Source organism: Coprococcus sp. BIOML-A2, from assembly GCF_009875795.1.
In the GTDB taxonomy this organism is placed as follows: domain Bacteria; phylum Bacillota; class Clostridia; order Lachnospirales; family Lachnospiraceae; genus Coprococcus; species Coprococcus aceti.
Window position 1 is genome coordinate 68,032 of the sequence record NZ_WWSI01000006.1, and the last position, 24,835, is coordinate 92,866.

Annotated in this window: 31 protein-coding genes, 1 pseudogene and 1 other annotated feature; of the genes and pseudogenes, 24 read left to right on the forward strand and 8 right to left on the reverse strand. The window is 47.8% G+C overall.

Annotation, left to right across the window (positions count from 1 at the left end):
- The first annotated feature begins 135 nt into the window (after positions 1–135).
- Positions 136–1,974 (forward strand): metallophosphoesterase family protein, encoded by a 1,839-nt coding sequence (locus GT575_RS12615; protein WP_117875352.1) that lies wholly within the window; start codon positions 136–138, stop codon positions 1,972–1,974.
- Here GT575_RS12615 and GT575_RS12620 read toward each other — a convergent pair.
- The 5 genes from GT575_RS12620 to GT575_RS12640 form a co-directional block, all read right to left on the reverse strand.
- The gene (locus GT575_RS12620) at positions 1,969–2,916 is read right to left on the reverse strand and encodes a DMT family transporter (RefSeq protein WP_161172149.1); all 948 of its coding nucleotides are present in this window, start codon (positions 2,914–2,916) and stop codon (positions 1,969–1,971) included. The two genes, GT575_RS12615 and GT575_RS12620, sit on opposite strands and share 6 nt — an antisense overlap.
- 58 nt (positions 2,917–2,974) lie before the next feature.
- Positions 2,975–3,598: a manganese catalase family protein gene (locus GT575_RS12625; RefSeq protein WP_015533421.1), complete on the reverse strand. Its 624-nt coding sequence runs from the start codon at positions 3,596–3,598 to the stop codon at positions 2,975–2,977.
- The gene (locus GT575_RS12630) at positions 3,598–3,861 is read right to left on the reverse strand and encodes a spore coat protein CotJB (RefSeq protein WP_022216733.1); all 264 of its coding nucleotides are present in this window, start codon (positions 3,859–3,861) and stop codon (positions 3,598–3,600) included. Before GT575_RS12630 ends, GT575_RS12625 begins: the two co-directional genes overlap by 1 nt.
- A gap of 2 nt (positions 3,862–3,863) precedes the next feature.
- Positions 3,864–4,133, reverse strand: a complete 270-nt coding sequence (locus GT575_RS15470) for a spore coat associated protein CotJA (protein ID WP_022216734.1) — start codon at positions 4,131–4,133, stop codon at positions 3,864–3,866.
- A 79-nt stretch (positions 4,134–4,212) separates the two neighbouring features.
- Positions 4,213–6,357 carry a Tex family protein gene (locus GT575_RS12640; protein WP_161172150.1) on the reverse strand — a complete coding sequence of 715 codons (2,145 nt, stop codon included), beginning with the start codon at positions 6,355–6,357 and terminating at the stop codon, positions 4,213–4,215.
- A 167-nt stretch (positions 6,358–6,524) separates the two neighbouring features.
- Here GT575_RS12640 and GT575_RS12645 point away from each other — a divergent pair, with 167 nt between their 5' ends.
- Positions 6,525–7,148 carry an HD domain-containing protein gene (locus GT575_RS12645; protein WP_243147897.1) on the forward strand — a complete coding sequence of 208 codons (624 nt, stop codon included), beginning with the start codon at positions 6,525–6,527 and terminating at the stop codon, positions 7,146–7,148.
- Positions 7,149–7,202: 54 nt separating this feature from the next.
- Here the strand turns inward: GT575_RS12645 and GT575_RS12650 are convergent, their stop codons facing one another.
- Together GT575_RS12650 and GT575_RS12655 are read right to left on the reverse strand one after the other, a co-directional pair.
- Complete coding sequence (locus GT575_RS12650) at positions 7,203–7,811, reverse strand: histidine phosphatase family protein (protein WP_055147975.1); 609 nt, start codon at positions 7,809–7,811, stop codon at positions 7,203–7,205.
- A gap of 18 nt (positions 7,812–7,829) precedes the next feature.
- Positions 7,830–8,504, reverse strand: a complete 675-nt coding sequence (locus GT575_RS12655; protein ID WP_015533416.1) for a uracil-DNA glycosylase — start codon at positions 8,502–8,504, stop codon at positions 7,830–7,832.
- Between the two features lie 175 nt (positions 8,505–8,679).
- Between GT575_RS12655 and GT575_RS14960 the strand changes: the two genes are divergently transcribed.
- Both GT575_RS14960 and GT575_RS12660 read left to right on the forward strand, forming a co-directional pair.
- On the forward strand, positions 8,680–8,829 hold the full coding sequence (locus tag GT575_RS14960) for a hypothetical protein (RefSeq protein ID WP_015533415.1): 150 nt from the start codon (positions 8,680–8,682) through the stop codon (positions 8,827–8,829).
- Between the two features lie 73 nt (positions 8,830–8,902).
- Positions 8,903–9,173, forward strand: a binding site (T-box leader).
- 49 nt (positions 9,174–9,222) lie between these two features.
- Complete coding sequence (locus GT575_RS12660; protein ID WP_015533414.1) at positions 9,223–10,887, forward strand: 2-isopropylmalate synthase; 1,665 nt, start codon at positions 9,223–9,225, stop codon at positions 10,885–10,887.
- 84 nt (positions 10,888–10,971) lie between these two features.
- On the opposite strand, the gene GT575_RS12665 is transcribed toward GT575_RS12660, so the two are convergent.
- A complete protein-coding gene (locus GT575_RS12665) occupies positions 10,972–11,385 on the reverse strand; it encodes a CBS domain-containing protein (RefSeq protein WP_015533413.1) in 414 nt (137 codons plus the stop codon).
- A gap of 358 nt (positions 11,386–11,743) precedes the next feature.
- On the opposite strand from GT575_RS12665, the gene GT575_RS12670 reads away from it, so the two are divergent.
- From GT575_RS12670 to GT575_RS12755, 20 genes and pseudogenes are all read left to right on the forward strand, one after another.
- On the forward strand, positions 11,744–11,944 hold the full coding sequence (locus tag GT575_RS12670; protein WP_008396733.1) for a helix-turn-helix domain-containing protein: 201 nt from the start codon (positions 11,744–11,746) through the stop codon (positions 11,942–11,944).
- A gap of 18 nt (positions 11,945–11,962) precedes the next feature.
- Positions 11,963–12,388 (forward strand): hypothetical protein, encoded by a 426-nt coding sequence (locus GT575_RS12675; protein WP_161172151.1) that lies wholly within the window; start codon positions 11,963–11,965, stop codon positions 12,386–12,388.
- A 417-nt stretch (positions 12,389–12,805) separates the two neighbouring features.
- Entirely contained in the window at positions 12,806–12,958 is a 153-nt protein-coding gene (locus GT575_RS12680; protein WP_008396729.1) for a DUF6906 family protein, read from the forward strand.
- A 19-nt stretch (positions 12,959–12,977) separates the two neighbouring features.
- Positions 12,978–13,700, forward strand: coding sequence for a cell wall hydrolase (locus GT575_RS12685; protein WP_243147898.1), 723 nt, complete (start codon positions 12,978–12,980; stop codon positions 13,698–13,700).
- Positions 13,701–13,706: 6 nt separating this feature from the next.
- The gene (locus GT575_RS12690; protein ID WP_161172152.1) at positions 13,707–14,078 is read left to right on the forward strand and encodes a hypothetical protein; all 372 of its coding nucleotides are present in this window, start codon (positions 13,707–13,709) and stop codon (positions 14,076–14,078) included.
- Positions 14,075–14,395, forward strand: a complete 321-nt coding sequence (locus tag GT575_RS12695) for a hypothetical protein (RefSeq protein WP_161172153.1) — start codon at positions 14,075–14,077, stop codon at positions 14,393–14,395. Before GT575_RS12690 ends, GT575_RS12695 begins: the two co-directional genes overlap by 4 nt.
- A gap of 2 nt (positions 14,396–14,397) precedes the next feature.
- Positions 14,398–14,610 (forward strand): hypothetical protein, encoded by a 213-nt coding sequence (locus GT575_RS12700; protein WP_044930855.1) that lies wholly within the window; start codon positions 14,398–14,400, stop codon positions 14,608–14,610.
- Complete coding sequence (locus GT575_RS15475; RefSeq protein ID WP_161172154.1) at positions 14,607–15,572, forward strand: DNA cytosine methyltransferase; 966 nt, start codon at positions 14,607–14,609, stop codon at positions 15,570–15,572. Before GT575_RS12700 ends, GT575_RS15475 begins: the two co-directional genes overlap by 4 nt.
- The gene (locus GT575_RS15480; RefSeq protein ID WP_161172155.1) at positions 15,559–16,344 is read left to right on the forward strand and encodes a DNA cytosine methyltransferase; all 786 of its coding nucleotides are present in this window, start codon (positions 15,559–15,561) and stop codon (positions 16,342–16,344) included. Before GT575_RS15475 ends, GT575_RS15480 begins: the two co-directional genes overlap by 14 nt.
- Positions 16,331–16,486 carry a hypothetical protein gene (locus tag GT575_RS12715; protein WP_008396718.1) on the forward strand — a complete coding sequence of 52 codons (156 nt, stop codon included), beginning with the start codon at positions 16,331–16,333 and terminating at the stop codon, positions 16,484–16,486. Before GT575_RS15480 ends, GT575_RS12715 begins: the two co-directional genes overlap by 14 nt.
- Positions 16,470–17,819, forward strand: a complete 1,350-nt coding sequence (locus GT575_RS12720; RefSeq protein WP_008396717.1) for a DEAD/DEAH box helicase — start codon at positions 16,470–16,472, stop codon at positions 17,817–17,819. Before GT575_RS12715 ends, GT575_RS12720 begins: the two co-directional genes overlap by 17 nt.
- Positions 17,819–18,313 (forward strand): phosphoadenosine phosphosulfate reductase family protein, encoded by a 495-nt coding sequence (locus tag GT575_RS15230; RefSeq protein ID WP_279284656.1) that lies wholly within the window; start codon positions 17,819–17,821, stop codon positions 18,311–18,313. The genes GT575_RS12720 and GT575_RS15230 overlap by 1 nt, the downstream gene beginning before the upstream one ends.
- Before the next feature lie 56 nt (positions 18,314–18,369).
- Positions 18,370–18,438: pseudogene (locus GT575_RS15585) on the forward strand (hypothetical protein); the annotation flags it as partial.
- A 57-nt stretch (positions 18,439–18,495) separates the two neighbouring features.
- Positions 18,496–18,738, forward strand: coding sequence for a hypothetical protein (locus GT575_RS15235; protein WP_243147902.1), 243 nt, complete (start codon positions 18,496–18,498; stop codon positions 18,736–18,738).
- Between the two features lie 3 nt (positions 18,739–18,741).
- Positions 18,742–19,305, forward strand: coding sequence for an MT-A70 family methyltransferase (locus tag GT575_RS12730; protein ID WP_161172156.1), 564 nt, complete (start codon positions 18,742–18,744; stop codon positions 19,303–19,305).
- 21 nt (positions 19,306–19,326) lie between these two features.
- The gene (locus GT575_RS12735; RefSeq protein ID WP_161172157.1) at positions 19,327–19,797 is read left to right on the forward strand and encodes a gp33 family protein; all 471 of its coding nucleotides are present in this window, start codon (positions 19,327–19,329) and stop codon (positions 19,795–19,797) included.
- 2 nt (positions 19,798–19,799) lie between these two features.
- Positions 19,800–20,279, forward strand: coding sequence for a hypothetical protein (locus GT575_RS12740; RefSeq protein WP_055180267.1), 480 nt, complete (start codon positions 19,800–19,802; stop codon positions 20,277–20,279).
- Positions 20,280–20,282: 3 nt separating this feature from the next.
- Positions 20,283–21,065, forward strand: coding sequence for a hypothetical protein (locus GT575_RS12745; RefSeq protein WP_055180269.1), 783 nt, complete (start codon positions 20,283–20,285; stop codon positions 21,063–21,065).
- Between the two features lie 55 nt (positions 21,066–21,120).
- Positions 21,121–21,756, forward strand: coding sequence for a DUF7768 domain-containing protein (locus GT575_RS12750; RefSeq protein WP_161172158.1), 636 nt, complete (start codon positions 21,121–21,123; stop codon positions 21,754–21,756).
- Position 21,757: 1 nt separating this feature from the next.
- The gene (locus GT575_RS12755) at positions 21,758–24,508 is read left to right on the forward strand and encodes a DUF927 domain-containing protein (RefSeq protein WP_161172159.1); all 2,751 of its coding nucleotides are present in this window, start codon (positions 21,758–21,760) and stop codon (positions 24,506–24,508) included.
- The last annotated feature ends 327 nt before the right edge of the window (positions 24,509–24,835 follow it).

The window sequence follows — 24,835 nt, forward strand, 5'->3', positions numbered from 1 at the left end:
GTTGCACTTGCGTGTATCGACATATACTAATATAATTATAAAAGAGTATGTAAATGTGGGGCGTGCGTCATGCTCACACATAACAAATACGGATTATAATGCATTTTCATGCTTGGGATTGGAATATACAGATTGATGAAAAAGATAACGTTTATACATATATCCGATGTGCTGCTCGGCGCGCTGCCTGACAGGGAGTGTGTATGGAGCGGCGAGAGGAAAAACGAAATATACATGACATTTGAGGCTGTGGTGGCACGTGCCGGGGAGCTTGACGTGGATTTTCTTCTGGTTGCAGGCAATCTGTTTGACCATCAGCCATCTGAGGAAGAGCTTGTATGGCTTGATGAGATATTTGGAAGCTTAAAGCATACAGTGGTCATATATGCTGCTGGATTTCAGGATAATCTGGGAAGTGATGCGCCGCTTCTTGACTATGGTTTCAAATCCCGTGTGTGTGTGATCGGAAGCCCTGGAATAAGACAGATTGGAGACAAACAGACTGGAGATATGGGGTACACAGCGGTCAGGGATGAGCAGGCGACCATGGCACTGGATCATATTCATTTTCCGGACAAGGACGTTGATATATACGGCGTGAGCTATTTTGACAGGAAGATGGATGCCAGGGTGGTGGATGATGCAGAACCGCAGGATGAAGCGGTATGTAATGTGCTGATCGCATGTGGGGGTGACCGGAGACGGATGCCGGTTGACTGGAACAGGCTGCGTGCCAGTGGATTTAATTACATTGCGTTTGGCGGCCGCCAGAAGTATCAGATGAAGATTCCGGGCAAGGCTTATTATTCTGGAAGTCCGGAGGCTGTGTCGAGAGAGTCAACAGGCGCACATGGATATATCTATGGGGAAATGTCTGACGGAGTGGTTTCGACTAAGTTTGTGCCTGCTGCGGTCAGAGAATATAAAAGAATTGATTATCCGGTGGATAACGATACAAGGGACGGTGCTCTGACGGAGGCCATTCTGGGTATCCTGGAGCTTGAGGGACGTGACAATATATATTCCATATGCCTGAACCGTATGGCGGGCTGTGAGAAGAACTTCGATATATCATCCATGCTGAAGGATTACAGAATCCTGGCGGTGGAAGGTGAGAGATTTGAACGATCCGACTACAGTGAATACGCCAGAGCCAACAAAAATACAGAATTTGGCCGATTGCTCGATAAACTGAATGTTGCCGATCTTGAAAGCAGAGACGGAATAAAACTTGCGGTCGACATGATGATAGAGGTGTCGGGGCTGTATGCAAGATCGGGCAGAAAAATGGGCAGGGAGCTTTATCACGATACACTGAGACAGGTCAGACAGATACTCAGGATGAAATGTCAGACATACGAGGCGGACGCTGCGGTCAGGGAATATATGAGCCTGCAAAATGACTACGAGGTCAGCTCTGATGTTCTGGGTGAGCTTAACTCGGTATGGGCACAGGAGCGGAAAAGCGAACTTGAGATCACGACGCTCAGACGTCATCTGGAGGAGCTTCCTAAGGAGTACAGACGAAGCTGGATAAGGACTGGAGTAAGAACAGCACTTGTACCGCTCATGGTACTTGGAATATTGTCGATAGTTATAATGTATGCATTGGTCGCACGGGGTGATAATATTCTCCCGGACGGACGACTTGTGTATGCGATGCTCTTTGCTGTCGGAGCTGCGGGACTTGCATACTATATTGGATATGCGTTGTCAAAATACTGGGGACTCAGGAAGAAGAGTGGAAGAAAGAGATTGACAGCGGAGCTTGAGGAAAGCAGGGCGGAACTTGATAAGCTCTGTGCACAGCGGGATGAGATACACAGCCGCAGAACCGGGCTGCAAAGCCTTGACGGACGAAGAAGAGATATATACGAAAAACTCACACACCGGGAGAAGCTTCTTGATGAAAAGCTTCAGGAGATCCGGGTTATGAGATGTGCGATAGATGAACTGGATGGACTTTCATCATGACAGATGGGTCTGTTCAGCTTTTACTATGTGTTTTTCATTGTGAAATGTCATTATGGCAACAACCTGTATGGATCCAAGAATCAGGAGAAAACCGATCAGATCCATACGGGTGAACTGGGTTCCCAGAAAGATCCACGTCAGCAGGGCACTTGACACGGGCTCGACTGTGACAAAAAGACTCGCCTTCACGCTTCCGAGGATGCTGATGCCGAGACCGCATATTGTAAATGGGATGAGGGAGCCCACAATGGCTACCGCAAGTGAGGCTGCAATTATCCTTCCATCCATGTGAGGCAGTGAGAATGTTTTCGTGACCAGCGCAAGGAAAATGGAGGCTATGAGTGATGACCAGCCTATGATATTTACCAGACCATATTCATTGTAGAGCTTCTGAGGATAAAGGCAGTATATAGTGAAACATACCGCTGAGGTGAGTCCCCATATGAGCGCCGGCCTGGATATGGCAAGGGAATTCAGGCTGCCGTGTGTGGCGATCAGAAAGATACCTGCAAATGCACATACGACTGAGGCGGCTTCATATATATGAGGTCTCTTGTGCATGAATATTGTTGTGTACAACAGCAGCATGATTATGTATGTGAACTGGATCACTGTGCCGGTTGCGGCGTTGGAATGTTCGATGGAAGCGAAGTATGTGAACTGCACGCCCATGACACCTGAGAGTGCAAAGAACAGCATAGATATGACACTTTTAGGCTTTGACCATATGGTCAAAGCCCTTTTATCTCCCTTTACGGCGGCGATGACAAGCAGTACGACACCGGATATAAACTGTCTGATTATGGAAAGCTGTGTGGCATTTACATCTGACGACTGGAACACGTATTGTCCAAGGACTCCGCTTATGCCCCACATGATTCCGCATGACAGAACCAGTATGATTCCGAATCTCTGTGAGTGGTTGATCTGTTTTTCTGACATAACACCGCCTCTTCTCTTGTTAAAAGTGACATCATTTTACCACCGATATTTCTAATTTTCAATTATTCTTTAAACAAGGTGCCTTGGTGTCAAATGAAGGGTTGAATGCATAGAAATTCTTGTGATCGAGGGTATCTTTTACAGCCTCAAGGCATTCGCCAAATCTCTGGAAGTGCACGACCTCCCTCTCGCGCAGGAATTTGATAGGCTCATATACGTCCGGGTGATCCTTGCACAGTCTGAGAATGTTGTCGTAGGTCGACCTGGCTTTCTGCTCAGCGGCCATATCCTCAAAAAGATCTGTTATCGCGTCGCCCTTGCACTGGAATTCGCAGGCGTTAAATGGAATTCCTCCTGCCGCCTGGGGCCAGATGCCGATGGTGTGGTCGATATAATATTTGTCAAAGCCCGATGCCTTGATCTCCTCGATGCTCAGATCCCTTGTGAGCTGGTAAATGATGGTCGCAACCATCTCGAGATGGGCAAGTTCCTCGGTTCCGATGTCGGTCAGAGCCGCCTTGACCTTCTTGTCAGGCATGGAATATCTCTGCGACAGGTATCTCATCGAGGCACTCATTTCACCGTCCGGACCGCCGTATTGACTGATTATGTCCTGAGCCAGCTTTGCGTTGGTTTCCTTTATATTTATAGGAAATTGTAATCTTTTCTCATAAACCCACATTAGCAGTTACACTCTCCTTCCCATGGCCAAGGGTCATTGACCCAGTTGAAATAGTTGTTGTCAGTGACCTGATATTTGTTCAGCGGCCCATACATGTTCACGTAATCATTTATAGCCTGGGTGCGCATGCTCTGATAGTTGTCATAGCTCGAAAGTGCCTTGGTGCAGTCGGGATGAAGGTCGAGATAGAGCGCAATATCGTCAAGTGCAAAAGAGACCTCTGTGATAAAGCGCAGAAGCTGTTTTTTGTTCATTTTATTCATGGCTATTTCCCCCTTACCCCGCAGAATATCAGATTGAGATCCTTGAACATGGTGCCCTCCATCAGTCCGCATTTTGCATCGTACAGATTTTCAAAGAGCTGTTCAGGGATATAAGCCATTCCGAGCGGCCTGTCGGTTCTCACTGAAGTGGCAGTGCCGGAGTCACAGGAGCGTGGCTTGGAGCCGGATGAGGCGGTGTATTTAACAGAGGTTCCCTGGTTATAGTAGCATCGATTCTGGCCGTTACGGCAGCAGTTTCTGTTTTGTTCCACTATAAAAGCCTCCATACATAAGTTTTCTCTGTATAAACTATGCTGGAGGCTTAAATATGTTACTGTATTTTGTCGTGTGTTAAATACCCTTCATGGAGAGCTGTATGCGTTTCTTGGCGAGGTCTATGCCGATGACCTTTACCTGGACAATGTCGCCGACGCTCACCACGTCAAGAGGGTGCTTTATGAATTTGTCGGACATCTCTGAGATGTGGACAAGTCCGTCCTGATGAACACCTATATCCACAAATGCACCGAAGTCGATCACGTTTCTGACGGTTCCCTTGAGTATCATTCCCTCTGTCAGATCCTTCATCTCAAGGACATCTCCTCTGAGGATCGGCTTTGGCATCTCGTCACGGGGATCACGGGCAGGCTTTTCAAGCTCCTTTATGATGTCGTTGAGAGTTATCGTTCCTGTTCCCAGCTCCTCAGCTAGCTTTTTGATGTTGCCGGCGGCTTTTGAAAGATCCTTGAGCCTGCCGGATGCAATGTCATCGGTTGTGTAGCCGATGTGGCTCAGCAGGGCAGTGGCTATATCGTAACTCTCAGGATGTACAGATGTGGCATCCAGAGGATTTGAGCCGCCGCTTATCCTCATGAAACCTGCGCACTGTTCAAATGCCTTAGGTCCGAGCTTGGCAACCTTGAGGAGTTCCTTTCTGGTTTTGAAGCGTCCATTTGCCTCTCTGTAATCCACGATATTCTTGGCCAGCGTCTTGTTTATTCCGGAAATGTGCTCCATGAGTGGGGCAGAAGCGGTATTGAGGTCGACGCCGACTTTATTTACAGAATCCTCAACAACTGCGTCCAGGGCTTCTGTCAGCTTCTTCTGGTTCATATCGTGCTGATACTGACCGACTCCGATAGCCTTTGGATCGATCTTGACCAGCTCTGCCAGAGGATCCTGTACTCTTCTGGCGATGGAAGCCGCACTTCTCTGACCAACATCAAAATGAGGGAATTCCTCGGTTGCAAGCTTGCTGGCGGAGTAGACAGAAGCTCCTGCCTCGTTGGTTATCACGTACTGTACAGGTGTGTCAAGTTCACTGATGAGCTCGGCAATCACCATCTCTGACTCTCTGGATGCCGTACCATTTCCCACGGATATGAGAGTTATGCCGTACTTCTTTATAAGAGCATTCACAGTATTTTTAGCCTCTGCAACCTTCTTCTGAGGTGCCGTTGGGAATATGACAACGGTGTCGAGAACCTTTCCGGTCGGATCCACAACTGCGAGCTTACAGCCGGTTCTGAACGCCGGATCCCAGCCGAGCACGGTCTGTCCTGCGATAGGAGGCTGCATGAGGAGCTGCTGCAGATTCGATGCAAATACCTTGATGGCACCGTCCTCAGCGGTCTCTGTGAGGGCGTTTCTGATCTCCCTCTCGATGGCAGGGGCTATGAGCCTGTCGTAGCTGTCTGCGATCGCGTCTGAAAGTATCTGTTCGGTCTCAGGATTGTCTCTGACGATGATCTGTTTTTTCAGATATGATATTATGTCGTTGACCGGTGCCTCGATCTTTACTGTGATGAACTTTTCCTTTTCACCCCGGTTAACGGCGAGGGTTCTGTATCCGGTCATCTTGGATACAGGGGTGGAGAAGTCGTAGTACATCTCGTATACGGATTCAGCCTCCGGGTCCTTTGCTGTTGTTCTCAGCACACCGTGTCTGGTGGTGAGGTCTCTTATGTGAGTCCTGTAATCGGCGGTGTCAGATATATTTTCAGCGATTATGTCCATTGCGCCTGCGATGGCTTCGCTGGTGTCTGCAACGCCCTTCTCCTCAGACACATAAGCTTCAGCTTCCTTGACTATCGGAGTTCTGGTCATCTGCAGCATGATGATGTTTGCAAGCCCCTCCAGCCCTTTGTCCTTGGCGATGGTTGCCCTTGTCTTTCGCTTAGGCCTGTATGGTCTGTAGAGATCGTCGACCAGAACCATGGTCTCGGCCTTCTCAATGTCCGCCCTGAGCTGATCTGTAAGTTTTCCCTGCTCCTCTATACTTGCGATGACCTGAGCCTTTTTGTCCTCGAGATTTCTAAGGTATACAAGTCTTTCGTGAAGAAGACGAAGCTGTTCGTCGTTGAGGGAGCCGGTGGCTTCCTTTCTATATCTGGCGATGAATGGAATTGTGTTGCCCTCGTCGATGAGTTTTACCGCTGCTTCAACCTGGATGTCACGACAGCCTATCTCCTGAGCAATTTTCTTGATTATGTCCATGTATATACTCCTTTTGTAAAGTGTGATGTGCAAAGTAAAAAATATTTCATTGTAAATGTAAAATTTAATAGAAGCACATTTGTTAAGTATATAAAAAATGGATAGATTATTCAAGGCTGCTATGTTATACTTTGTGTAGTTTGGGATGTACTGAAAGGGATAAGAAGATGGCTGACATGACACTGGGAAAAGGCGTTGATGATATGGTTGGACCGGATGTACAGGTTTCAGAACGCATACAGCAGGCTATGGATATGGCAAAAGCATTTCATGAAGGGCAGATGCGCCGGGGAAATGGCGGTATGAAGCCTTATTATGATGAGCATATACTTGGCGTATACAATATCCTGAGAGAAGAGTGCGGGATAACCGACGAGGATATCCTCATAACTGCACTCCTTCACGACACGGTTGAAGATACAGAATGTACACTTGACGATATAGAGAGTGCATTTGGCGCGGACATACGCGAACAGGTAAGACTTCTGACTAGGATACAGGGGGAACCGTTTTCCGTATATGCCAGGAGGTTATTTTCCCAGTGTTCGTACCAGACGGTGATCGTGAAGCTTGCGGACAGGCTTCACAATCTCAGAACGATAGTTTACATGCCTGATGTGAGGTGGATACAGAAGAAGATAAAGCAGTCGTATACAGACATTCTCAATCCCCTTCCCGAGGCTATGCGGAGAATAGACGGAAGATATAATGAACAGATATATATGCTCGCAGATAAGATAGAAGAGCAGATACTGGAAGTGCAGAGAGCACTGAACCTGAAACATTCATGATAGGTTGTATCATGGATGAAGCCGGGACAGTGCTCTTTGTTTTTATTATACTGTCTAATAGAAAATTTTTGTCTCGTCGATGATCGTATATACGTTGTCTGAGTAGTCAAGCATTATCACGTTGCAGTTCTGCTGCAGCCCGCCTGACCAGAAATCCTCGAGCGGATGCTTTTTTACATGCATCATCATTGCTTTGTTTATCGCACCGTGGGCAACGATCATGATCCTTGAATATTTTGAGGAGAGTGGCTCCACATACTCAGTCATGAATCTGGCCGCCCGCTGGCAGAGTTCCTCAAATGATTCACCGTTTCCAACCGGGTGATAGAGCTCAGGATGCTTGAAGAAATACTGAAAATCCTGACCTCCGTCTGCCAGAAGTTCTGACATATTCTGCCCTTCCCAGTCACCAAAGCACATTTCCTTTATGAGGTCATTCTTCACAATTGGAATGTCCCTGCCGCCGACAATGAGGCTGGCTGTCTCGTAAGCCCTCTTAAGCGGACTGGAAAACACCATATCAAAGTGTGTGTCTCTCAGATTTTCTCCTGTGATCCTGGCGAGCTCTCGTCCTTTGTCGCTGAGCTCAATGTCAGTCCGGCCCTGAAGCAGCTTCTTTTTATTCCATACGGTTTCACCGTGTCTTACAATATAAATCTCCATGTGTACAGTCCTCCAAAATCAAATGTCCTCGATCTGCCAGTCGATAGGCTCGACTCCGTTTGCAACCAGGAAATCGTTGGTCTTGCTGAACGGCTTGCTTCCCCAGAAGCCCCTGTATACAGACAGTGGACTTGGGTGTGCGGACTTCAGGATCAGGTGGTGTGGGTTGTTCAGGAATGCGGCCTTCTTCTGGGCGTATGCACCCCACAGGATGAACACGATAGGTCTGTCCTGCTCGTTCAGGATCCTGATCGCTGCATCGGTAAAATGTTCCCAGCCCTTTCCCTGATGGGAACCGGCTCTGTGAGCCTGAACGGTCAGCACGGCATTGAGCATGAGGACTCCCTGGTCGGCCCACTTCTCAAGATATCCGTTATTGGGGATCTTACATCCCAGATCATCGTGAAGCTCCTGATATATGTTGACGAGCGATGGTGGTATGGTGACACCTGGTTTCACACTGAAACTCAGACCGTGTGCCTGCCCTGGCTCATGATATGGATCCTGACCGATTATCACACATTTTACATGGGATAACGGCGTTGTGTGAAATGCGTTGAATATATCATCGGCTGGTGGGTAGACAGTTTCCGTTGCGTATGCCTGTCCCACAAAATCAAACAGCTTTTTATAGTAAGGTTTCTTATATTCAGGCTTAAGATATTCAGCCCAGTCATTTGTTATTGCTGGCATATTGATACTCCTTTTTGTATACAAATATAATGATCCGAAACACAGTTATTTTATCACGGGCGGGGTGCAAAGTAAAATAAACTAATTCAAGTTTTAAGTTGTAAGAAGCAATATCACATGATATACTTACTATATCTGAGAATTGATAAAGACTTATAGAAAGGAGCATATGAGTATGGAGAAAGCATATAAGACTATGAAGCAGGTTGGAGCACTCAACATAGCACTTGGGGTTATAACGATAGTTACTGGTCTTGTAGTGGGTATACTGATGCTTACAGCAGGCGGAAGATCTCTCAAGAACAAGAGATTTATTGTCTGGTAGAACTGTTAATATATATAGGATTATAGCTAAAAGGGGTTGACATCTGACACTTGTATGTGTTAGAGTCAGCCTAGATAATGCGATGAAGAGGAGCAGTAGAATTCTGGAGATGTTCAGAGAACCGCCGGTTGGTGTGAGGCGGTGATCGATAGGGTTTGAACTCGCCTTGGAGCAGCCCGCTGAATGGCACGTCAGATGATCGTGTGAAGTAGGAAGGGACGGAGCCTGACCGTTACAGCAGGAGGGTATAAGACGGCGGTAAGTATATCGTTCATCTGTATCTGCGATGAGAGCATACATTATTGTATGAAATAGAGTGGTACCGCGTAACTTACGTCTCTATAGTGATTAGGAGATGTGAGTTTTTTTTTGCTTAAGTAGGAGGTTATATCAATGAAGAATTATCAGAATTACAAGCGTGGCTATTACATGCCGCCGGTACAGTGCACAGACTGGGTAAACAAGGAGTATATTGACAAAGCACCTATCTGGTGCAGCGTGGATCTGAGAGACGGTAATCAGGCCCTGATCGTACCTATGAGCCTTGATGAGAAGCTGGAATTTTTCAAGGAGCTTGTCAGGATCGGTTTCAAGGAGATAGAGATCGGATTTCCTGCAGCGTCCGAGACTGAGTACGAGTTCTGCCGAACACTTATAGAGCAGGATCTCATACCTGATGATGTCACGATACAGGTACTTACACAGGCAAGACCACATATCATAGAGAAGACATTTAAGGCTATAGAGGGTGCAAAGAACGTGATCGTACATCTGTACAATTCAACATCATTTGCCCAGAGACAGCAGGTGTTCAGAAAGTCAAAGGAAGAGATACTTAAGATAGCAGTGGATGGAGCAGAGCTGCTCAACAAGATGGCTGATGAGTACGGCGTTCCATATCGTTTTGAGTATTCACCGGAGAGCTTCACCGGAACAGAGGTTGACTATGCACTTGAGGTCTGCAACGCAGTTATCGATGTATGGAAGCCGACACCGGACAGAAAGGTTATAATCAACCTCCCTGCAACAGTCGAGATGTCACTTCCGCATGTTTACGCAAGCCAGATAGAGTATATGAGCAAGAACCTCCACGACAGGGAGAATATTATCCTGTCACTTCATCCTCATAATGACAGAGGCTGTGGAGTGGCAGATGCAGAGCTTGGTATCCTTGCCGGCGCAGACAGAATAGAGGGAACATTATTTGGAAATGGTGAGAGAACAGGAAATGTGGACGTGATCACACTCTGCATGAACATGTTCACCCATGGAGTTGACCCTGAGATAGATCTCAGCGATATACCATCGCTCACAGAGATGTATGAGAGAGTTACAGGAATGAAGGTTTACGAGCGTTCACCATATACAGGAAAGCTTGTATTTGCCGCATTCTCAGGCTCACATCAGGATGCCATTGCCAAGGGAATGAAGTTCAGAAAAGAGCAAGGTGACGGAATGTGGACCTGTCCATATCTGCCGCTTAACCCTGAGGATATCGGAAGAAAGTATGATGGCGATGTTATTAGAATAAACAGCCAGTCAGGAAAGGGTGGAATTGGATTCATCCTCCAGACAAAGTACGGCTTTGACCTTCCTGCAAAGTTCAGAGAGGATCTGGGCTACACAGTAAAGGATGTGTCAGATAAGGAGCACAAGGAGCTCAGTCCAAAGGAAGTATTGGATATATTCCAGAATACATATGTCAATATAGATGGCCCTATCAAGATGCTTGAGAATCACTTCGTACAGGGAGATGGAATATCCACAGAGATAACTATTCTGAAGAACGGTGTGAAGAAGGTTTACCACGGCAAGGGAAATGGACGTCTGGATGCCGTGAGCAACGCTATAAAGAAGCACTTTGACATACAGTTCAAGGTCGTATGCTACGAGGAGCATTCACTCCAGACTGGCTCAAACTCACAGGCAGTTGCCTATGTCGGAGTCGAGACTGTCGATGGTAAGGTTACATGGGGCGCAGGAATAAAGAACGATATCATAGACGCATCTGTACATGCACTCGTGAGCGCCGTCAACAGAACGGGAGATCTCAATTAGATATTAAATTAGGGATTAAGATATATTGAATTACATTAAAATACCCGGATGTGCAGGCGAAATGCTTACATATCCGGGTGTTTTTTATGATTCGCTGGTCTTAAGTTTCTTATAGCAGTAACCGATGATATCCTTTCGTGTAACTATGCCGATGAACTTGTTCTGATCGTCAACCACCGGAACAAAATTCTGGACCATGGCTCTGGCTATGAGATCCTCCATGTTGGAACTGATGGATACGGAGGCGTACTCGAATTTCTTTGGAATATCATTAAGGAAGATGCTCTCTGCGGTTTTGAGCGCGTTCATCGAATTGCGCTTGCAGTACCAGAGAATGTCGCCCTCCGTTATGGTGCCGACATATTCACCGGTGTTGGATAGTATCGGTATTGCAGAATATCTGTGTATCTCCATCTTCTCAAGTATCTGTCTGAGTGAAAAACTGTCCTCAATATATGCTACATCGCTCTTAGGTGTAAGAAAAAATAAAATGTTCATGCCTCTTCTCCTTGTCATATATAATTTGTAATTTTACAGCCCCATTCTGTAAATGATAAATACCATAAATATTGCTTATCGCCCATATGTAATAATTATAAAATATAATCAGTATGAGTTCAATTAAATTACTGTGAAATAATAGTGACCGGGTGCATGATAAGAAAGTATTTTCAGAATATAATCCGAAATGTGTCAGATGTGTCAGAAATTCGTGAAGTAATAAGATAAATGCGAAATGAGTGATATAACTCACTTCGCATTTTTAATTTTTATAAGAAATTGATAAATGCGTTAGAGTGAATAATCACTCTGGCGCATTTATTTTTTTGCCTAAAAACAGAGGAGGTGGAGAGCAATGGCAACCAATAAGCGACCGAGAAAAGCGTACAAGCGCATCGGATTCGAGGACAGAAAGAAAATCGAAGCACTGAACGCACAGGGCAAAACAGTAGATGAGATGGCGATGGCAATCGGTGTCCACTCGGCTACCATGTACCGTGAACTCGCCAGAGGTGGAGAACCGTACAAGGCAGAGGTCGCACAGCATTCCATCTAACAGAGAGGAGCAAGTGGAATGGAAGAACTGGATATCAAGACTGCCATACAGATAGCAAAGATACTGGCAGCGGCCCCGGATGAAAGAATCCCCATGATACTGGATGTATTCAGCAAGGCGCAGGTTGACATCAACGGACTTGATGAACTGGCGGAATGGAGAGCACTGGATAAGCAGGCCGCACTGATTGACACAGATGCCTTTGTAACAGAACTGACCAAGGGCAAGGAACTGGAGGACGGAGAATACCGTATCAGAGTTCCAGAGTTTAATCACTTCTGTAGCACAAAGGGAGTGAGTGCCAGATACGCAAGGAAGCACCTGTACGAAAGCGGAATGCTCCGAAGCAGCACTGACAATGGCAAGATCAACTACACCTGCCCGGTGCAGGCGACAGATACCAAGAAAACAGAACGATGCGTATGCATCATACCTAAAAACTGAATATCGAAGAAACACACTGGCAAGCATCGACCAGAATAAAAACCGATAGGTAGGAGCGAGCCGCCGCAGTAAATCGCTCCGGCAGCAGGACATGAGCCTGCATGAATGGCTGTCGTAATTGGGGTAGGGAACGCAGACCCAAGTAAAACAACAACGGTTCGGAGGCAGATGAGAAACACGCAGAGAGAGAATACCGAGAGCATGGATGCGTGGGTGCGATTTAACACTCGGTAGCGGGGAATGAAAAAGACCGCACTGCAGGCGACTAGTACAGCTACCCCAAAGAATACTCAGGGAGCATGAACGGAACAGTTACTCTTCAAAGCCTTGGAGAACCTGTTCCATGCCAGACCCAAGAAGCCTAGAGAGCATAATGAGGTACTGGTAAAAGTCAAGTAAGTATAAAGGAGAGAGCATATGAAACAGCCAAAGAAACTGACAAGGAATCAGAAAGAGATACTGGTCAAGAAGGGGATGAACCCGGATGACTATATGCTCCATTCAGAGGATGAGAAAGAGATGATCCTCTACAACAGGAAAGAAAAGAGACTGGAAGCAGTCGAGAAGTAAGCAGGAGGTGCATGACGATTTGAAACTCAGTAGGAGACAGAAGCGAATTCTGAAAAGAAAGCTGAAGCGCATAGCAGGGGATGCAGTAGCGGTATTAGTGGGAGCGGGAATGTTTGTTGGATTGCTTATCGCATGGGCAAACGAACCGATGCCGGACTGGAGCGAGTACATAGAGGAAAACCACATAGGCATGGTGCAGGTGGAAGGCTCGGACACATGGCTGACGCAGGAAGAATATGAGCAGATGTGCAAAGAGCGTGACGCATACAGGGCAGCAGAGCAGGCAGAGGAACAATCCTACTACAACGCAATCCTCCAGAGCACTGAGACACCAGTACCGACAACAACCGCAGCAATCGGCAGTCTGGACTGGGATGCGGATGACTCCTACAGATTAGCGAAAATCGCCATGGCAGAAGCAGAGGGCGAGGACACCGAGGGCAAGGCACTGGTCATACTGGTGGTGCTGAACCGAGTATGGAGCGATGAGTTCCCAGATACCATCGAGGGAGTGATCACGGAGGACACCCAGTTCACAGCATACGGAAACGGCAGATACGACAGGGTAGAGCCGGACACAGACTGCTACCGGGCACTGGAAATGGTGCAGGTAGAACACTGGGATGAGAGCCAGGGAGCGACATACTTCGAGAGAACCACGGACGAAGCCACATGGCACAACACCACACTGAAAAAATTATTCACACACGGCAACCACACATTCTACACCGAAAGGAAGTAACCAACAATGAAAATGGCAATGAAGGACGGACAGATCCTCATAAAGGAAGCAGACAATGTCCAGTTCACAATCATAAAGAGTTGGGGAAAGATGAAGTGGAGCAGGCAGACGCAGACGCTAAGCGGACCGGCTGACATCGAGCTGCTGAACAGACTGGCAGGACTGGTAAACTTGCCACCGTCCATCGAAGCAGAGCGAAAGAAGCTGAACGAAGTAATGGCAGCAGTCGACCGGGAACGCATGAACCCGAAGCCAGAGCCACTCATCCCACCACCAGTCAAGGTGTCGCCATTCACGCACCAGGTGCGAGGATATAATATGGCACTCATGACATTCGGACTGGTAGACCCACCGAAACCAAAGGAGGCGGAGAAGTGATACATATCAAGGAAACAGAAATCATCCCATTCCTTAAGACTGCACAGACAGGATATACGAAGATGATCAGCGAGGGGGATCTCGAAATGGAAGTCGAACTGGCGGAAAAGGTCGAGGAAGCACTCACGCAGGCGATGGACATCATATATGACTACCAGAGCATGGCAGATGAGCATAAGCGGATGGTCGAAAAATACGAGACAGAAGCACCAGTAATAAAGAGAGGTATGGACTTTTACTGTTGCCCTGCCTGCGGAAAGAGAACCTCCCGAAATCATACGCACTGCCACTGGTGCGGAAAGAAACTAGGGTGGTAAAGATGACAGATCGAGAAAAGAAAGAATTAATAGAAGCCGAGGAAACGATACTGCAGTTGTTCTTCGATGCGTATGAAAGAGCAATGAAGTACACAAAAGGCAATATCAACCTTTCACTCCGCATGGCAGCAATGCTCGTGTCAGCGATGGTTCACGACCAGACGGAAAGCAAGTCCTTTCAATTTTTGTGGCAAATGGGGAGGGATAACAAATGACGCAGGAAATAACAATGGGGTCTTTGTTCTCCGGGAGCGGTGGCTTTGAACTGGCAGGATCGATATTCGGAATCAGACCAATATGGGCAAGCGAGATAGAGCCATTCCCGATACTGGTAACCACAAAGAACTTCCCGGAAATGAAACACCTCGGAGACATCAATAAATTAAACGGCGCAGACTTAGAGCCAGTGACCATCATCGCAGGCGGCTCTCCATGCCAGGACATGAGCATAGCCGGAAAGCGTGAGGGTCTGGACGGTTCACGAAGCAATCTGTTCCGTGAGCAGATACGGATCATAAAGGAGATGAGAGAAAGTGACAGAGCAGCAGGCAGAACAGGAACGCAGATCAGACCGAGATACATGGTCTGGGAGAACGTGCCTGGAGCATTCAGTAGCAACAAGGGCAAAGACTTCCAGGCAGTCCTCCAAGAAATCGTCAGCATCACAGATGAAGAATCCAATGTACCTCTCCCTCCGAAGGGAAAATGGCAGACAGCCGGATGCATCATGGGCGACCATTTCACCATCGCTTGGCGAGTGCTTGATGCCCAATACTGGGGAGTGCCCCAAAGAAGAAAGCGTATCTACCTTGTCGCAGATTTTGGAGGAAACACCGCACCAAAAATATTATTTGAGCGAGAAGGCTTGTCTGGGAATTTTACGGAGAGCCGAGAAGCGTGGCAAAGAACTGCCGGAGATATTAAGACTGGCACTCATAAGACAGGCACAGATGATGTCGAGTGCTATGACATCAGCGACAGACGCAGGGTAGCTGATAAGAGCGAGGTATCGCCCACGCTCACAACAAAGATGGGGACCGGCGGTAACAATGTACCCATCGTATTAGAAAACCACCCACAGGACAGCAGAGTGACGATAGCAGAGGACGGCAATGTACCAACGCTGACCAGTCGAATGGGAACAGGGGGGGGGCAATGTGCCAATGATAATGAATGAAGTTAGAGCAGTGGATCAGAGAAACCTCTCACTGGGAAACGATAAATCGGAGACGCTCCATGGAAGCGGTCATGGGAGTTCGGTTGGAACAATCATCGAACCAATGGCACTTCATATCACACAAGACCCGACTGTATTCGAAGGAAAAGCTCCATGCCTTACACAGGGCAATCCAAAGACCGGACAAGCGACAGTTGGAGTCGCTATTCCGATAGCAGATAAGGCGACCCGATACAAGGGTGGTGGGAGCACCAGAAACAATGACGGCTCTGCCAATGGACTTGGTATCGGAGAACCGGGAGCACCTGCCAACACACTCACGGCCGCAGACAGGCACGGAGTAGCCTGCTTCGCACAACAAGCAATCGGGGAATATGAGGAATCGGAGAAAGCCTCCTGTCTGAAACGCAGGGATTATAAGGACAGCACCGACCTCATTCTCTGGGAGTACATCATCCGCAGGCTCACACCATTGGAATGCTGCAGACTGCAAGGTTTCCCAGATAACTGGGCAGAGGAACTGGGGATAACAGAGCCAACGCAGGAAGATATCGATCACTGGCGAGAGGTGTTCCGAACGCAGATGGAAGCCATGGGCGAGAGCAAAAAGGAAAAGACAGACAACCAGATCTGCAAATGGCTGAAAGACCCGGAGAGCGACTCAGCCAAATATAAGATGTGGGGCAACGGCATAGCACTTCCGTGTGCAATGTTTGTGATGGAAGGTATCGCCATGATACTAAGCAGGGAGGATACAGATGAGCAGAAATAACAGAGATTACATATCCTGTCGCAACCCCGCAGCAACCAAGCAGCAGGAGGCAGGTTGGAACAGGATGGTGCGAGATTTGGAGCACCGCAAAGCAAAAGAAAATCACAGGAAGGAGGTAAAAACCAATGGCAGAAACGCATAAAGGCTTCGGTCTGCTTTTTGAAATGGGATGCGGAAAGACGCTAACAGCAATCATGATAGCAGGCACGGCTTACCAGATGGGTAAGGTGGAAAAGGTACTGGTGGTAGCACCAACCTCCGTCTGCTCCGTATGGCCCAAGGACTTCGCAGAATTTGCAGACTTCAAGGCAAACATCAAGGTACTGCTCGGAGACAAGAACCGCAGGCTGAAGCTGTTAAACGATCTCGACAACTTCCCATTCAAGGCATTAAAGGTAGCCGTTATCAATTACGAATCCACATGGAGAGAAGGCATCTTTGACGCACTGTATGAATGGAACGCAGACATGATCATCTGCGATGAGAGCCAGAGAATCAAGAGCCACGATGCAGAGCAGTCCAAGGCAATGCACAAACTGGGCGACCAGGCAAAGTACAAACTTATCCTGTCCGGAACTCCGGTACAGAATAATGCAATCGACCTGTATAGCCAGTACCGCTTCCTTGACCCGACAATCTTCGGAACGAACTTCTATCAGTTCCGAAACAGATATGCCATCATGGGCGGATTTAACAGACACCAGATCGTGGGATACAAAGACCTCGACCAGTTAATCCAGAAAGAGCACTCCATCGCATACCGAGTGACCAAGGACGAAGCACTCGACCTGCCGGAGCAGACATTCCTGCAGAGATACATAACGATGTCGGCAAAGGAAAAGAACATCTACGACCGCATCAAGCGTGAGAGTTTCGCAGAACTGGAAAGCGGCGGGCAGATCAGCGCAACGACAGTGCTGACAAAGCTGCTTCGCCTTCAGCAATTCACTGGCGGATTTTTAGTGGCAGACGGCGAGGAAAAGCCGGAACTGGTCAGCAAGGGCAAGCTGAACGCACTGGAAGAAATCGTGGACGATTATGTGGTGGACGCAGGAAAGAAACTGGTAATCTTCGCACGTTTCAGACCGGAGATAGACATCATCGGGCAGATGCTGAAAAAGAAGAAACTCCGCTACGGAGAAATCTATGGAGATGTGAAACTGGAGGACAGGGGCGACATCGTCAAGGACTTCCAGACGAACCCGGAAACGATGGTATTCCTCGCACAGATCGATACTGCAGGACTGGGAATCACACTCACGGCCGCAGACACCTGTGTGTATTATTCGGTCAACTTCAACTATGCAGCATATAGTCAGAGCCTTGCCAGAATCCACCGTATCGGGCAGAAGAATGCCTGCACTTATATCCACCTCATCACAGAGGGAACGATAGACGAAGTGGTGCTGAAAGCACTGGCGAAAAAAGAGGATCTGGCAAAAACAGTCGTGGATACATGGAGGGATTATTTCTAATGGATTACGAAAAGAATGCCATAGAAATCCTGAGAATGATCGGAAGCAATAACGGTTTTACAGTGGCGGATAGTGGTGGAAAAGATAGTAGCGTTCTGACACATATTGCCATGAAAGCAGGATGCCCGTTTGAGGTGGTCCATAACCACACAACAGTTGATGCACCAGAGACGGTATATTTCATTCGTGAAAAATTCAAGAGACTGAGAGCAGCCGGAATCAAAGCAGAAATCGTTATGCCAAAAGAAACAATGTGGCAGCTTATCGTAAGGAAAAAGACACCACCGACAAGGCTGATACGGTATTGCTGTTCAGAGTTAAAGGAAAGCTATGGCGCAGGAAAGAAAATGGTTACAGGAGTGCGGAAGGCGGAGAGTGTAAACCGAGCAAAGAACCAGGGAGTAGTTACATTCCCAAAGCCGCACAAAAATGTGAGAGAAATGGTAGACGATGAAAATTTTCATTTAACAGGCAAGGGGGGGTGGTCATTCTAAACTTAGATAATGATGAAAAAAGACGACTGGTCGAACATTGCTATCGAACACAAAAGGTGTTAATCAATCCTCTGATAGATTGGGATGACGAATTCCTGTGGTGGTACATCAAGCACGAAGGAATAGAAATCAATCCCTTGTATGGCTGTGGATGGGAAAGAGTCGGGTGTATAGGATGCCCGATGGCAGGAAAGCATCGAGCGTGGGAGTTTGAAAGATATCCTGCATATAAGCGAGCGTACATAAAAGCATTTGAAAAGATGTTGATAGCCAGGGAACAGGCAGGGCTCGAAAACAAGTGCGGATGGACTGACGCAGAGTCTGTGTTCAGATGGTGGATGGAAGATAAGACAGATCCGAATCAGATGACAATAGATGACTGGCTTCACGAAATCGGAGCGGATTATACACTAACAGGAGACTGAACAATGAAGATTGATATTTTCAACGCAGAAGAAAAATACGACATCCTCTACACGGACCCACCGTGGCAGCAAGGCAGGGGCGGAAAGAAAGCGGCCAGACCGAACAGCAGCGGAACAACAGTACCATACGAGACAATGGACGTCCCCGGAATTATGGAACTGCACCGCTATGTCACAAACGAACTCATGAATGAAAAGCACAATGTATTCATGTGGACGATAGACAAGTACCTGCCGCAAACAGAGGAAATCATGAGCCTGCTTGGATATAAACTCCACGCAAGGCTGATATGGGATAAGGGCAACGGACCGGCACCCGCCTACACGGTGCGCTTCGCACATGAGTACCTGCTCTGGTTCTACAAGAAGGGAAATATCATCCTCCCAGACAAGGACAAGCGTGGAGCATTCTCCACGGTACTCAGAGAAAACAGCAAACGGCATCACAGCCAGAAGCCGGAATGTGCCTATCAGATGTTAGAAACATTTTTCCCACAAGCAAAGAAACTGGAACTCTTCGCAAGGGCGGAGCGTGACGGTTGGGACCAGTGGGGAAATGAATTATAAAACAAAAGGAGGAGCAACAACATGGAAACAGTCACAACATTAGACGACAAGGTCAGAGCCTTCAAGGTACTGCTCGACAAGAAAGATGAATTAGCAGAGCAGACCAAGGCAAACAATGAGGAACTCAAAAACCTCGAACAGGAAATCGCACAGCAGATGGTGGACGAGGAAAAGCCGGATACTACGGTGGATGGCTTCAAGTACAGCCTGCAGGAGAAAACGAGATACTCCAAGATTTCAGAAGAAAAGCTGATGGAAAAAGGTCTGGTATTCTTCGATGTCTTGAGAGAGCAGGGATTCGGACACCTCATCACGGAAAGAGTAGATTCACGAACCCTCGACTCTGCGATGAATAATCTGGCGGCCGAGAACGATGGAGAACTGCCGGAAGAAATGGCAGAGGTACTCTCCGTTTATTCGGAACTTAAGGTATCCAAGAGAAAAGCCAACACCAAGGCTCTGAACAGAGCAAAGAAAGCACAGGAGGTATAAAGATGGACTACGAACAGATGGAAATTGACATCACACTGGAAAGTGACCGTGACCTTAAAGAGAATATGCAGGCGACTGCCAAGTTCGCACTGGGGCAGATTATGGAGTATCAGCACCCGACCAAGGTAAAGAACCGCCATGAGGGATACGGCATCGCAGCAGAGGGATATGCGTCCCTGCAGGGCAAGATGAAATCCACCAAGACAGATATGGATGACCTCTTAAAACTCCTGCCGAATGGAGACGGCGATGTCCTCAATGTAATCGGCAGCCTTTACAATTCAGCGGTTGAGGTAGCTGTGGAGTCCATCAAACTGGCAGCACAGGCACAGAGGATCATGGACGACCTCTACTACGGAGAGAGCGGAAAGCCGACACCGATGGAAGAATACATGGACGAGCAGGAAGCAGGAGCGTCAGAGGATGATGGCTTCGAGGAAGCAGACAATAACAAAGAAGATGCAGAGGAAATGGAGGAATAAGACATGGCAAAGAATGAGGTAGCAACAACAGAAAAGAATTTCAATCTGGTCACGCTGACCGGAGAACTGAAGGAAGCAGTAGCAGAAGAACTGGATGGTCTCGGCACTCTTCCATTTGAGAGAGCAAAGATCCCAAGCGGTGGCGGTCTGGCATTTGAACTGCCGGGAGAGACTGAGGATGAGCCTGTAATGAGTACAGACCTCACCGGAGTTCTTATCCATCATCATCCGGTAAACGCATACTGGAAAGAGGAATACGCAGGCGGCAATGTTCAGCCGGACTGCTCAAGCCATGACGGAAAGCAGGGAGTGGAGCGTGAGACTGGGGAAATCCATGATTGCAGCAAGTGTCCGCATAACCAGTTCGGAAGCGGAAAGAACGGATCTGGAAAAGCCTGCAAGAACATTCACAGATGTTACATCCTGCAGGAAGGCAACCCTGTACCGATTATCCTCGCTTTACCGCCAACCTCTCTGAAATACATCAGAGATTACATCGGCAAGCGAATCCTCCTCAAAGGACTCCGCTGCTACGATGCCGTAACCAAGATCACGCTGAAGAAGGAAAAGTCAGCAGACGGCATCACGTACTCCAGAGCAGCCTTCGCATTTGTGAGTAAGCTGACGGACGAACAGAGAGCCGAAACAAAGGCAATGGTAGAGATGATCAAGGCACAGGCGGACAATATCCCGGATATTGACGAAGCAGACTACAACACCGGAGCTGCCGTGGATGCAGCAGACTTCCAGAGCGTAGACGGAGACGCAAACCTGCCGTTCAACTAAGGCAGACTAAGCCGGGAGCGGAAACGCTCCTGGCATTATCCAAAGGAGGCACAGTATGCAGATATTATTTGATAACTGGACCGGCAGATACGATGACGAATGCTTAATGCCGGGAGATATCGTGGAAGCGGCTATGGTTTACAACTTTAGAGAGAACGCAGGAAACCAGACGGATACTATGATCCAGATGAGCGAGGTCGCAGACATCGTAGGCAATCTGCCAATCTATGACACCATATACAAAGAGAACAGATACTCGCCATGGAAGTACGCAGGACAGTGCTATCCGGGAGAGTTACAGAATAGAAATCCGGCACTCATGCCGATGTGCTATATCTGCAGCAGATACAGGGCAGATACCAGAGAGGAACTGGAAGAAAACATCAGAGTGGCGAAGTGGGCAGCAAATAAGGTAGTCAGTGAAGGAAAGATACCGATTGCACCACACCTTTACTTTCCACGATTTATGGATGACTCCATCGCCGGAGAGAGATACTTCGGAATGGAAGCAGGCAAGCGTCTGATGATGCAGTGCAAGGAATTCCTTGTAGTGACCGTGGATAATGTGATCAGCGAGGGAATGAATGAGGAGATCGACTACATGACGAACAAACTCATGATGCAGGGCAAGTCAATCAATTTCACAAGACTTGGACTGGAACAGGTAATACTTAGTAGATTGGAGCGATAATATGCAGCAGGCAGCGGAGGTCGATTTAGACCGTCTGGTAGATTATAAAACTGAATACTGCTCCGTTATCAAAAAGCACAAGATCACAGGCGACAACCTCACAGGTCTGTGTCCGTTCCATGACGACCGTGCAAATTCATTCTCGGTAGACTTAAAGACCGGAATGTGGCACTGCTTCGCAGAGGATGAGGGCGGAAACTTCGTCACATTTTATGCAAAGCTGAATGGACTGGATACCAAGGAAGCCTATAAGCAGATACTGGAAAAGTATGGAGCATTGAATGAGCCGCAGGAGAAACCAAAAGAGAAGAAACCAGGACTGGATCACTACACCGTGTCCCAGTATTCATTCGAGAAGCGTCTCCCAGAGGACTGGCTGAAAGAGCAATGCTGCCTGCAGACAAAGAAAGACCGAAACGGAGTCCAGTATTTATACATACCATACTTTGATGCAGAAAGAAATCTGGCACTGCACCGTAAGAGATACGGCGGAAAGCAGTTCCGGTGGGAATATGGAAAGACAGACAGGCTGTGTATGTATGGATTATGGCAGATAGAAGCCATAAGGAATATCGGATACGCAGCACTGGTCGAGGGCGAGAGCGATTCCCAGTCCATGTGGTACATGGGAATCAGCACACTCGGAATACCGGGAGCGTCCATGATGCGAGCAGACTGGGCAGGAGTCCTGCAGGATTTGAAACTTTACATCCATGTAGAGCCGGACAAGGGTGGGGAAGCATTCCTCGCAAAAGTCACAAGGGCACTCCGGGAAGGAAAGTTCGTAGGAGAAGTATACAAATGGAGCTGTCGAACACTCGGATGCAAGGACCCATCGGAAGTTTATATGAAGTATGGCAAAGAGGAAGCGGCCGAGAAGATCCGAAAAGCAATCAGCAACGCAGAGCAGATAGACATCGAGGAAGATAACATCCCAGAAGCGGTCGAGGGAGCACCTGTGAACTTAAGGCAGCCGGAAGGTTGGATTTATTCAGAAAAGGGAATCAGTGTGATCGATGAAAAGAAGTATGCACCAGTCATGGTATGCAGAACCCCGATCATTATCACGCAGCGACTGCGGAGCATGGAAACAGGAGAGGAGAAGATAGAGGTAGCATTCAAGAGGGATGGGCAGTGGCACAAGGCAATCTACCCACGAAGCACCATCTTCACATCCAGAGCCATCACAGCACTGGCAGACTTAGGATGCACCGTCACATCGGAGAATGCAAAGCACATCGTAAAATTCTTGGCGGCACTGGAAGCCGAGAACATAGACATCATAAAGAAAGCAGACTCCACAAGTACATTCGGATGGCAATCCGGAAAGCGGTTCGTGCCGGGGCATGACAAGGATATCGTTCTGGACATTGACCCATCGCAGAGGGGCATGGCAGCGGCATACTGCCAGAACGGAACAATGGCGGACTGGCTCAAAATGATAAAGCCACACCGAAGCAGAGACAAGTTCCGGTTCATATTGGCGGCCAGTTTCACAGCACCGCTCCTGCGGATCATAAAGCAGCGAATATTCTTCGTGTACAACTGGGGCGGTTCAAAAGGCGGAAAGACCGCAGCACTTAAGGCAGCACTCTCCGTATGGGGCGACCCGGAAAGACTGATGGTAAATTTTAACGCAACACAGGTAGGCTTGGAGAGAACCGCATCCTTTTACTGCGACCTTCCGCTCGGAATTGATGAGCGACAGTTGGCAGGAAATAACCAGAACTCACTGGAGAAAATCGTGTACATGATCGCCAGTGGTACAGGAAAGATACGAGGTGCAAAGAGCGGCGGTATCCAGGCAACACAGACATGGAGAACCGTGGCACTGGCAACCGGAGAAGAACCACTATCAACAGAAACATCGCAGACAGGTGTAAGCACCCGTGTGCTTGAAATATACGGCGGACCATTTGACGATGAGAGGGAAGCCTCTGTCATGCATCAGCAGTCTGGAATGAACTGCGGATGGGCAGGGCCGGCTTACATCGGAATGCTCCTGCACACAGACGAAAGAAGCATCACGGAAAAATACGATGAAATGATGCAGTATGTATACCAGATCAGCAAAGGAAAGAGCGGATCACACATAGCGGGCATCGCAGCGGTGGCACTGGCAGACGCAATCATCGACACATGGGTATTTAATAACGGAGAATGGCTGAAACGGTACGAAAATGGAGAATTTGATACGGAATCAGCCAAAACAAACACGGAAAACCTGCAAATCGACCCGGAATCATGGGAAAGAGCCAAAGAGATGGCAAGGAACATCCTGCAGGAGCAGATGAACGCAGACACCGGAGATGTAAACGAGAATGCCACGCAGTACATCGTGGACTGGATACTGTCAAACAAGGACAGCTTCGGGGAGAAAGCCTTCGGAACGTGCCTTGGCATGATCCAGAACAAGAACGCATACATCTTCCCATCCATGCTGACGCAGGCACTCACGAAAGCAGGGTACTCATCCAGAAAGACACTGAAATACCTCGCAGATAAGGGTCTGATCGGAGTATCAGTCCTTAAGGATGGCAGCACCAAGAACTCAGTGACAAAATGGTTCAACAACCGAAACTGTCGCTTCGTGGAATTCCACCTGGGCGACCTCGCAGAGGAAAAGGACCCGCTACTGGAGGAGGAAGAAATCGCAGAGCAGATGAAACCGCAGCAGATGAGTCTGCCGGGAACAAATGACGGATGGCAGACCATACCCGATGAGGAAGCAGATAAGCTGCCGTTCAATTAGTCACAGAATTTGCGATTTAGTCACAAAAACCATGGAGCAGAAAAAATTGTGTGACTGGAAATTATGTGACCAAAATCGCTAAAAAGTTATAAAAAACCTTAAAAAACCGCACACCTAAAATTAGGTGTTTAGTTAGGTGTTCGGTTAGGTGTTTAGTAAAAAACCCAGTAAAATCAAGGCTTTTAATAACATCTAAACACCTAAAACACCTAAATCACTATTTTTATTGTATTTACGGAAAATTGTGTGACTGCATGAAGGGTTAGTCACAGAAATCACTAAAAAAACATGGTGTATTTCAAAAATTAGGTGTTAGGTGTTTAGTAA

Excerpts from the sequence above, each read along its gene's own strand:
- GT575_RS12755 (WP_161172159.1), top strand. The coding sequence starts at position 21,758 with ATGCAGCAGGCAGCGGAGGTCGATTTAGACCGTCTGGTAGATTATAAA.
- GT575_RS12740 (WP_055180267.1), top strand. The coding sequence starts at position 19,800 with ATGGACTACGAACAGATGGAAATTGACATCACACTGGAAAGTGACCGT.
- GT575_RS12640 (WP_161172150.1), bottom strand. The coding sequence starts at position 6,357 with ATGGACATAATCAAGAAAATTGCTCAGGAGATAGGCTGTCGTGACATC.
- GT575_RS12675 (WP_161172151.1), top strand. The coding sequence starts at position 11,963 with ATGGAAGAACTGGATATCAAGACTGCCATACAGATAGCAAAGATACTG.
- GT575_RS12660 (WP_015533414.1), top strand. The coding sequence starts at position 9,223 with ATGAAGAATTATCAGAATTACAAGCGTGGCTATTACATGCCGCCGGTA.
- GT575_RS14960 (WP_015533415.1), top strand. The coding sequence starts at position 8,680 with ATGGAGAAAGCATATAAGACTATGAAGCAGGTTGGAGCACTCAACATA.
- GT575_RS12700 (WP_044930855.1), top strand. The coding sequence starts at position 14,398 with ATGACAGATCGAGAAAAGAAAGAATTAATAGAAGCCGAGGAAACGATA.
- GT575_RS12750 (WP_161172158.1), top strand. The coding sequence starts at position 21,121 with ATGCAGATATTATTTGATAACTGGACCGGCAGATACGATGACGAATGC.
- GT575_RS12735 (WP_161172157.1), top strand. The coding sequence starts at position 19,327 with ATGGAAACAGTCACAACATTAGACGACAAGGTCAGAGCCTTCAAGGTA.
- GT575_RS15230 (WP_279284656.1), top strand. The coding sequence starts at position 17,819 with ATGGATTACGAAAAGAATGCCATAGAAATCCTGAGAATGATCGGAAGC.
- GT575_RS12670 (WP_008396733.1), top strand. The coding sequence starts at position 11,744 with ATGGCAACCAATAAGCGACCGAGAAAAGCGTACAAGCGCATCGGATTC.
- GT575_RS12690 (WP_161172152.1), top strand. The coding sequence starts at position 13,707 with ATGAAAATGGCAATGAAGGACGGACAGATCCTCATAAAGGAAGCAGAC.
- GT575_RS12720 (WP_008396717.1), top strand. The coding sequence starts at position 16,470 with ATGGCAGAAACGCATAAAGGCTTCGGTCTGCTTTTTGAAATGGGATGC.
- GT575_RS12650 (WP_055147975.1), bottom strand. The coding sequence starts at position 7,811 with ATGGAGATTTATATTGTAAGACACGGTGAAACCGTATGGAATAAAAAG.
- GT575_RS12715 (WP_008396718.1), top strand. The coding sequence starts at position 16,331 with ATGAGCAGAAATAACAGAGATTACATATCCTGTCGCAACCCCGCAGCA.
- GT575_RS12625 (WP_015533421.1), bottom strand. The coding sequence starts at position 3,598 with ATGTGGGTTTATGAGAAAAGATTACAATTTCCTATAAATATAAAGGAA.
- GT575_RS15475 (WP_161172154.1), top strand. The coding sequence starts at position 14,607 with ATGACGCAGGAAATAACAATGGGGTCTTTGTTCTCCGGGAGCGGTGGC.
- GT575_RS15480 (WP_161172155.1), top strand. The coding sequence starts at position 15,559 with ATGATAATGAATGAAGTTAGAGCAGTGGATCAGAGAAACCTCTCACTG.
- GT575_RS15235 (WP_243147902.1), top strand. The coding sequence starts at position 18,496 with ATGGCAGGAAAGCATCGAGCGTGGGAGTTTGAAAGATATCCTGCATAT.
- GT575_RS12620 (WP_161172149.1), bottom strand. The coding sequence starts at position 2,916 with ATGTCAGAAAAACAGATCAACCACTCACAGAGATTCGGAATCATACTG.
- GT575_RS12745 (WP_055180269.1), top strand. The coding sequence starts at position 20,283 with ATGGCAAAGAATGAGGTAGCAACAACAGAAAAGAATTTCAATCTGGTC.
- GT575_RS12615 (WP_117875352.1), top strand. The coding sequence starts at position 136 with ATGAAAAAGATAACGTTTATACATATATCCGATGTGCTGCTCGGCGCG.
- GT575_RS12730 (WP_161172156.1), top strand. The coding sequence starts at position 18,742 with ATGAAGATTGATATTTTCAACGCAGAAGAAAAATACGACATCCTCTAC.
- GT575_RS12655 (WP_015533416.1), bottom strand. The coding sequence starts at position 8,504 with ATGCCAGCAATAACAAATGACTGGGCTGAATATCTTAAGCCTGAATAT.
- GT575_RS12630 (WP_022216733.1), bottom strand. The coding sequence starts at position 3,861 with ATGAATAAAATGAACAAAAAACAGCTTCTGCGCTTTATCACAGAGGTC.
- GT575_RS12665 (WP_015533413.1), bottom strand. The coding sequence starts at position 11,385 with ATGAACATTTTATTTTTTCTTACACCTAAGAGCGATGTAGCATATATT.
- GT575_RS12645 (WP_243147897.1), top strand. The coding sequence starts at position 6,525 with ATGGCTGACATGACACTGGGAAAAGGCGTTGATGATATGGTTGGACCG.
- GT575_RS12680 (WP_008396729.1), top strand. The coding sequence starts at position 12,806 with ATGAAACAGCCAAAGAAACTGACAAGGAATCAGAAAGAGATACTGGTC.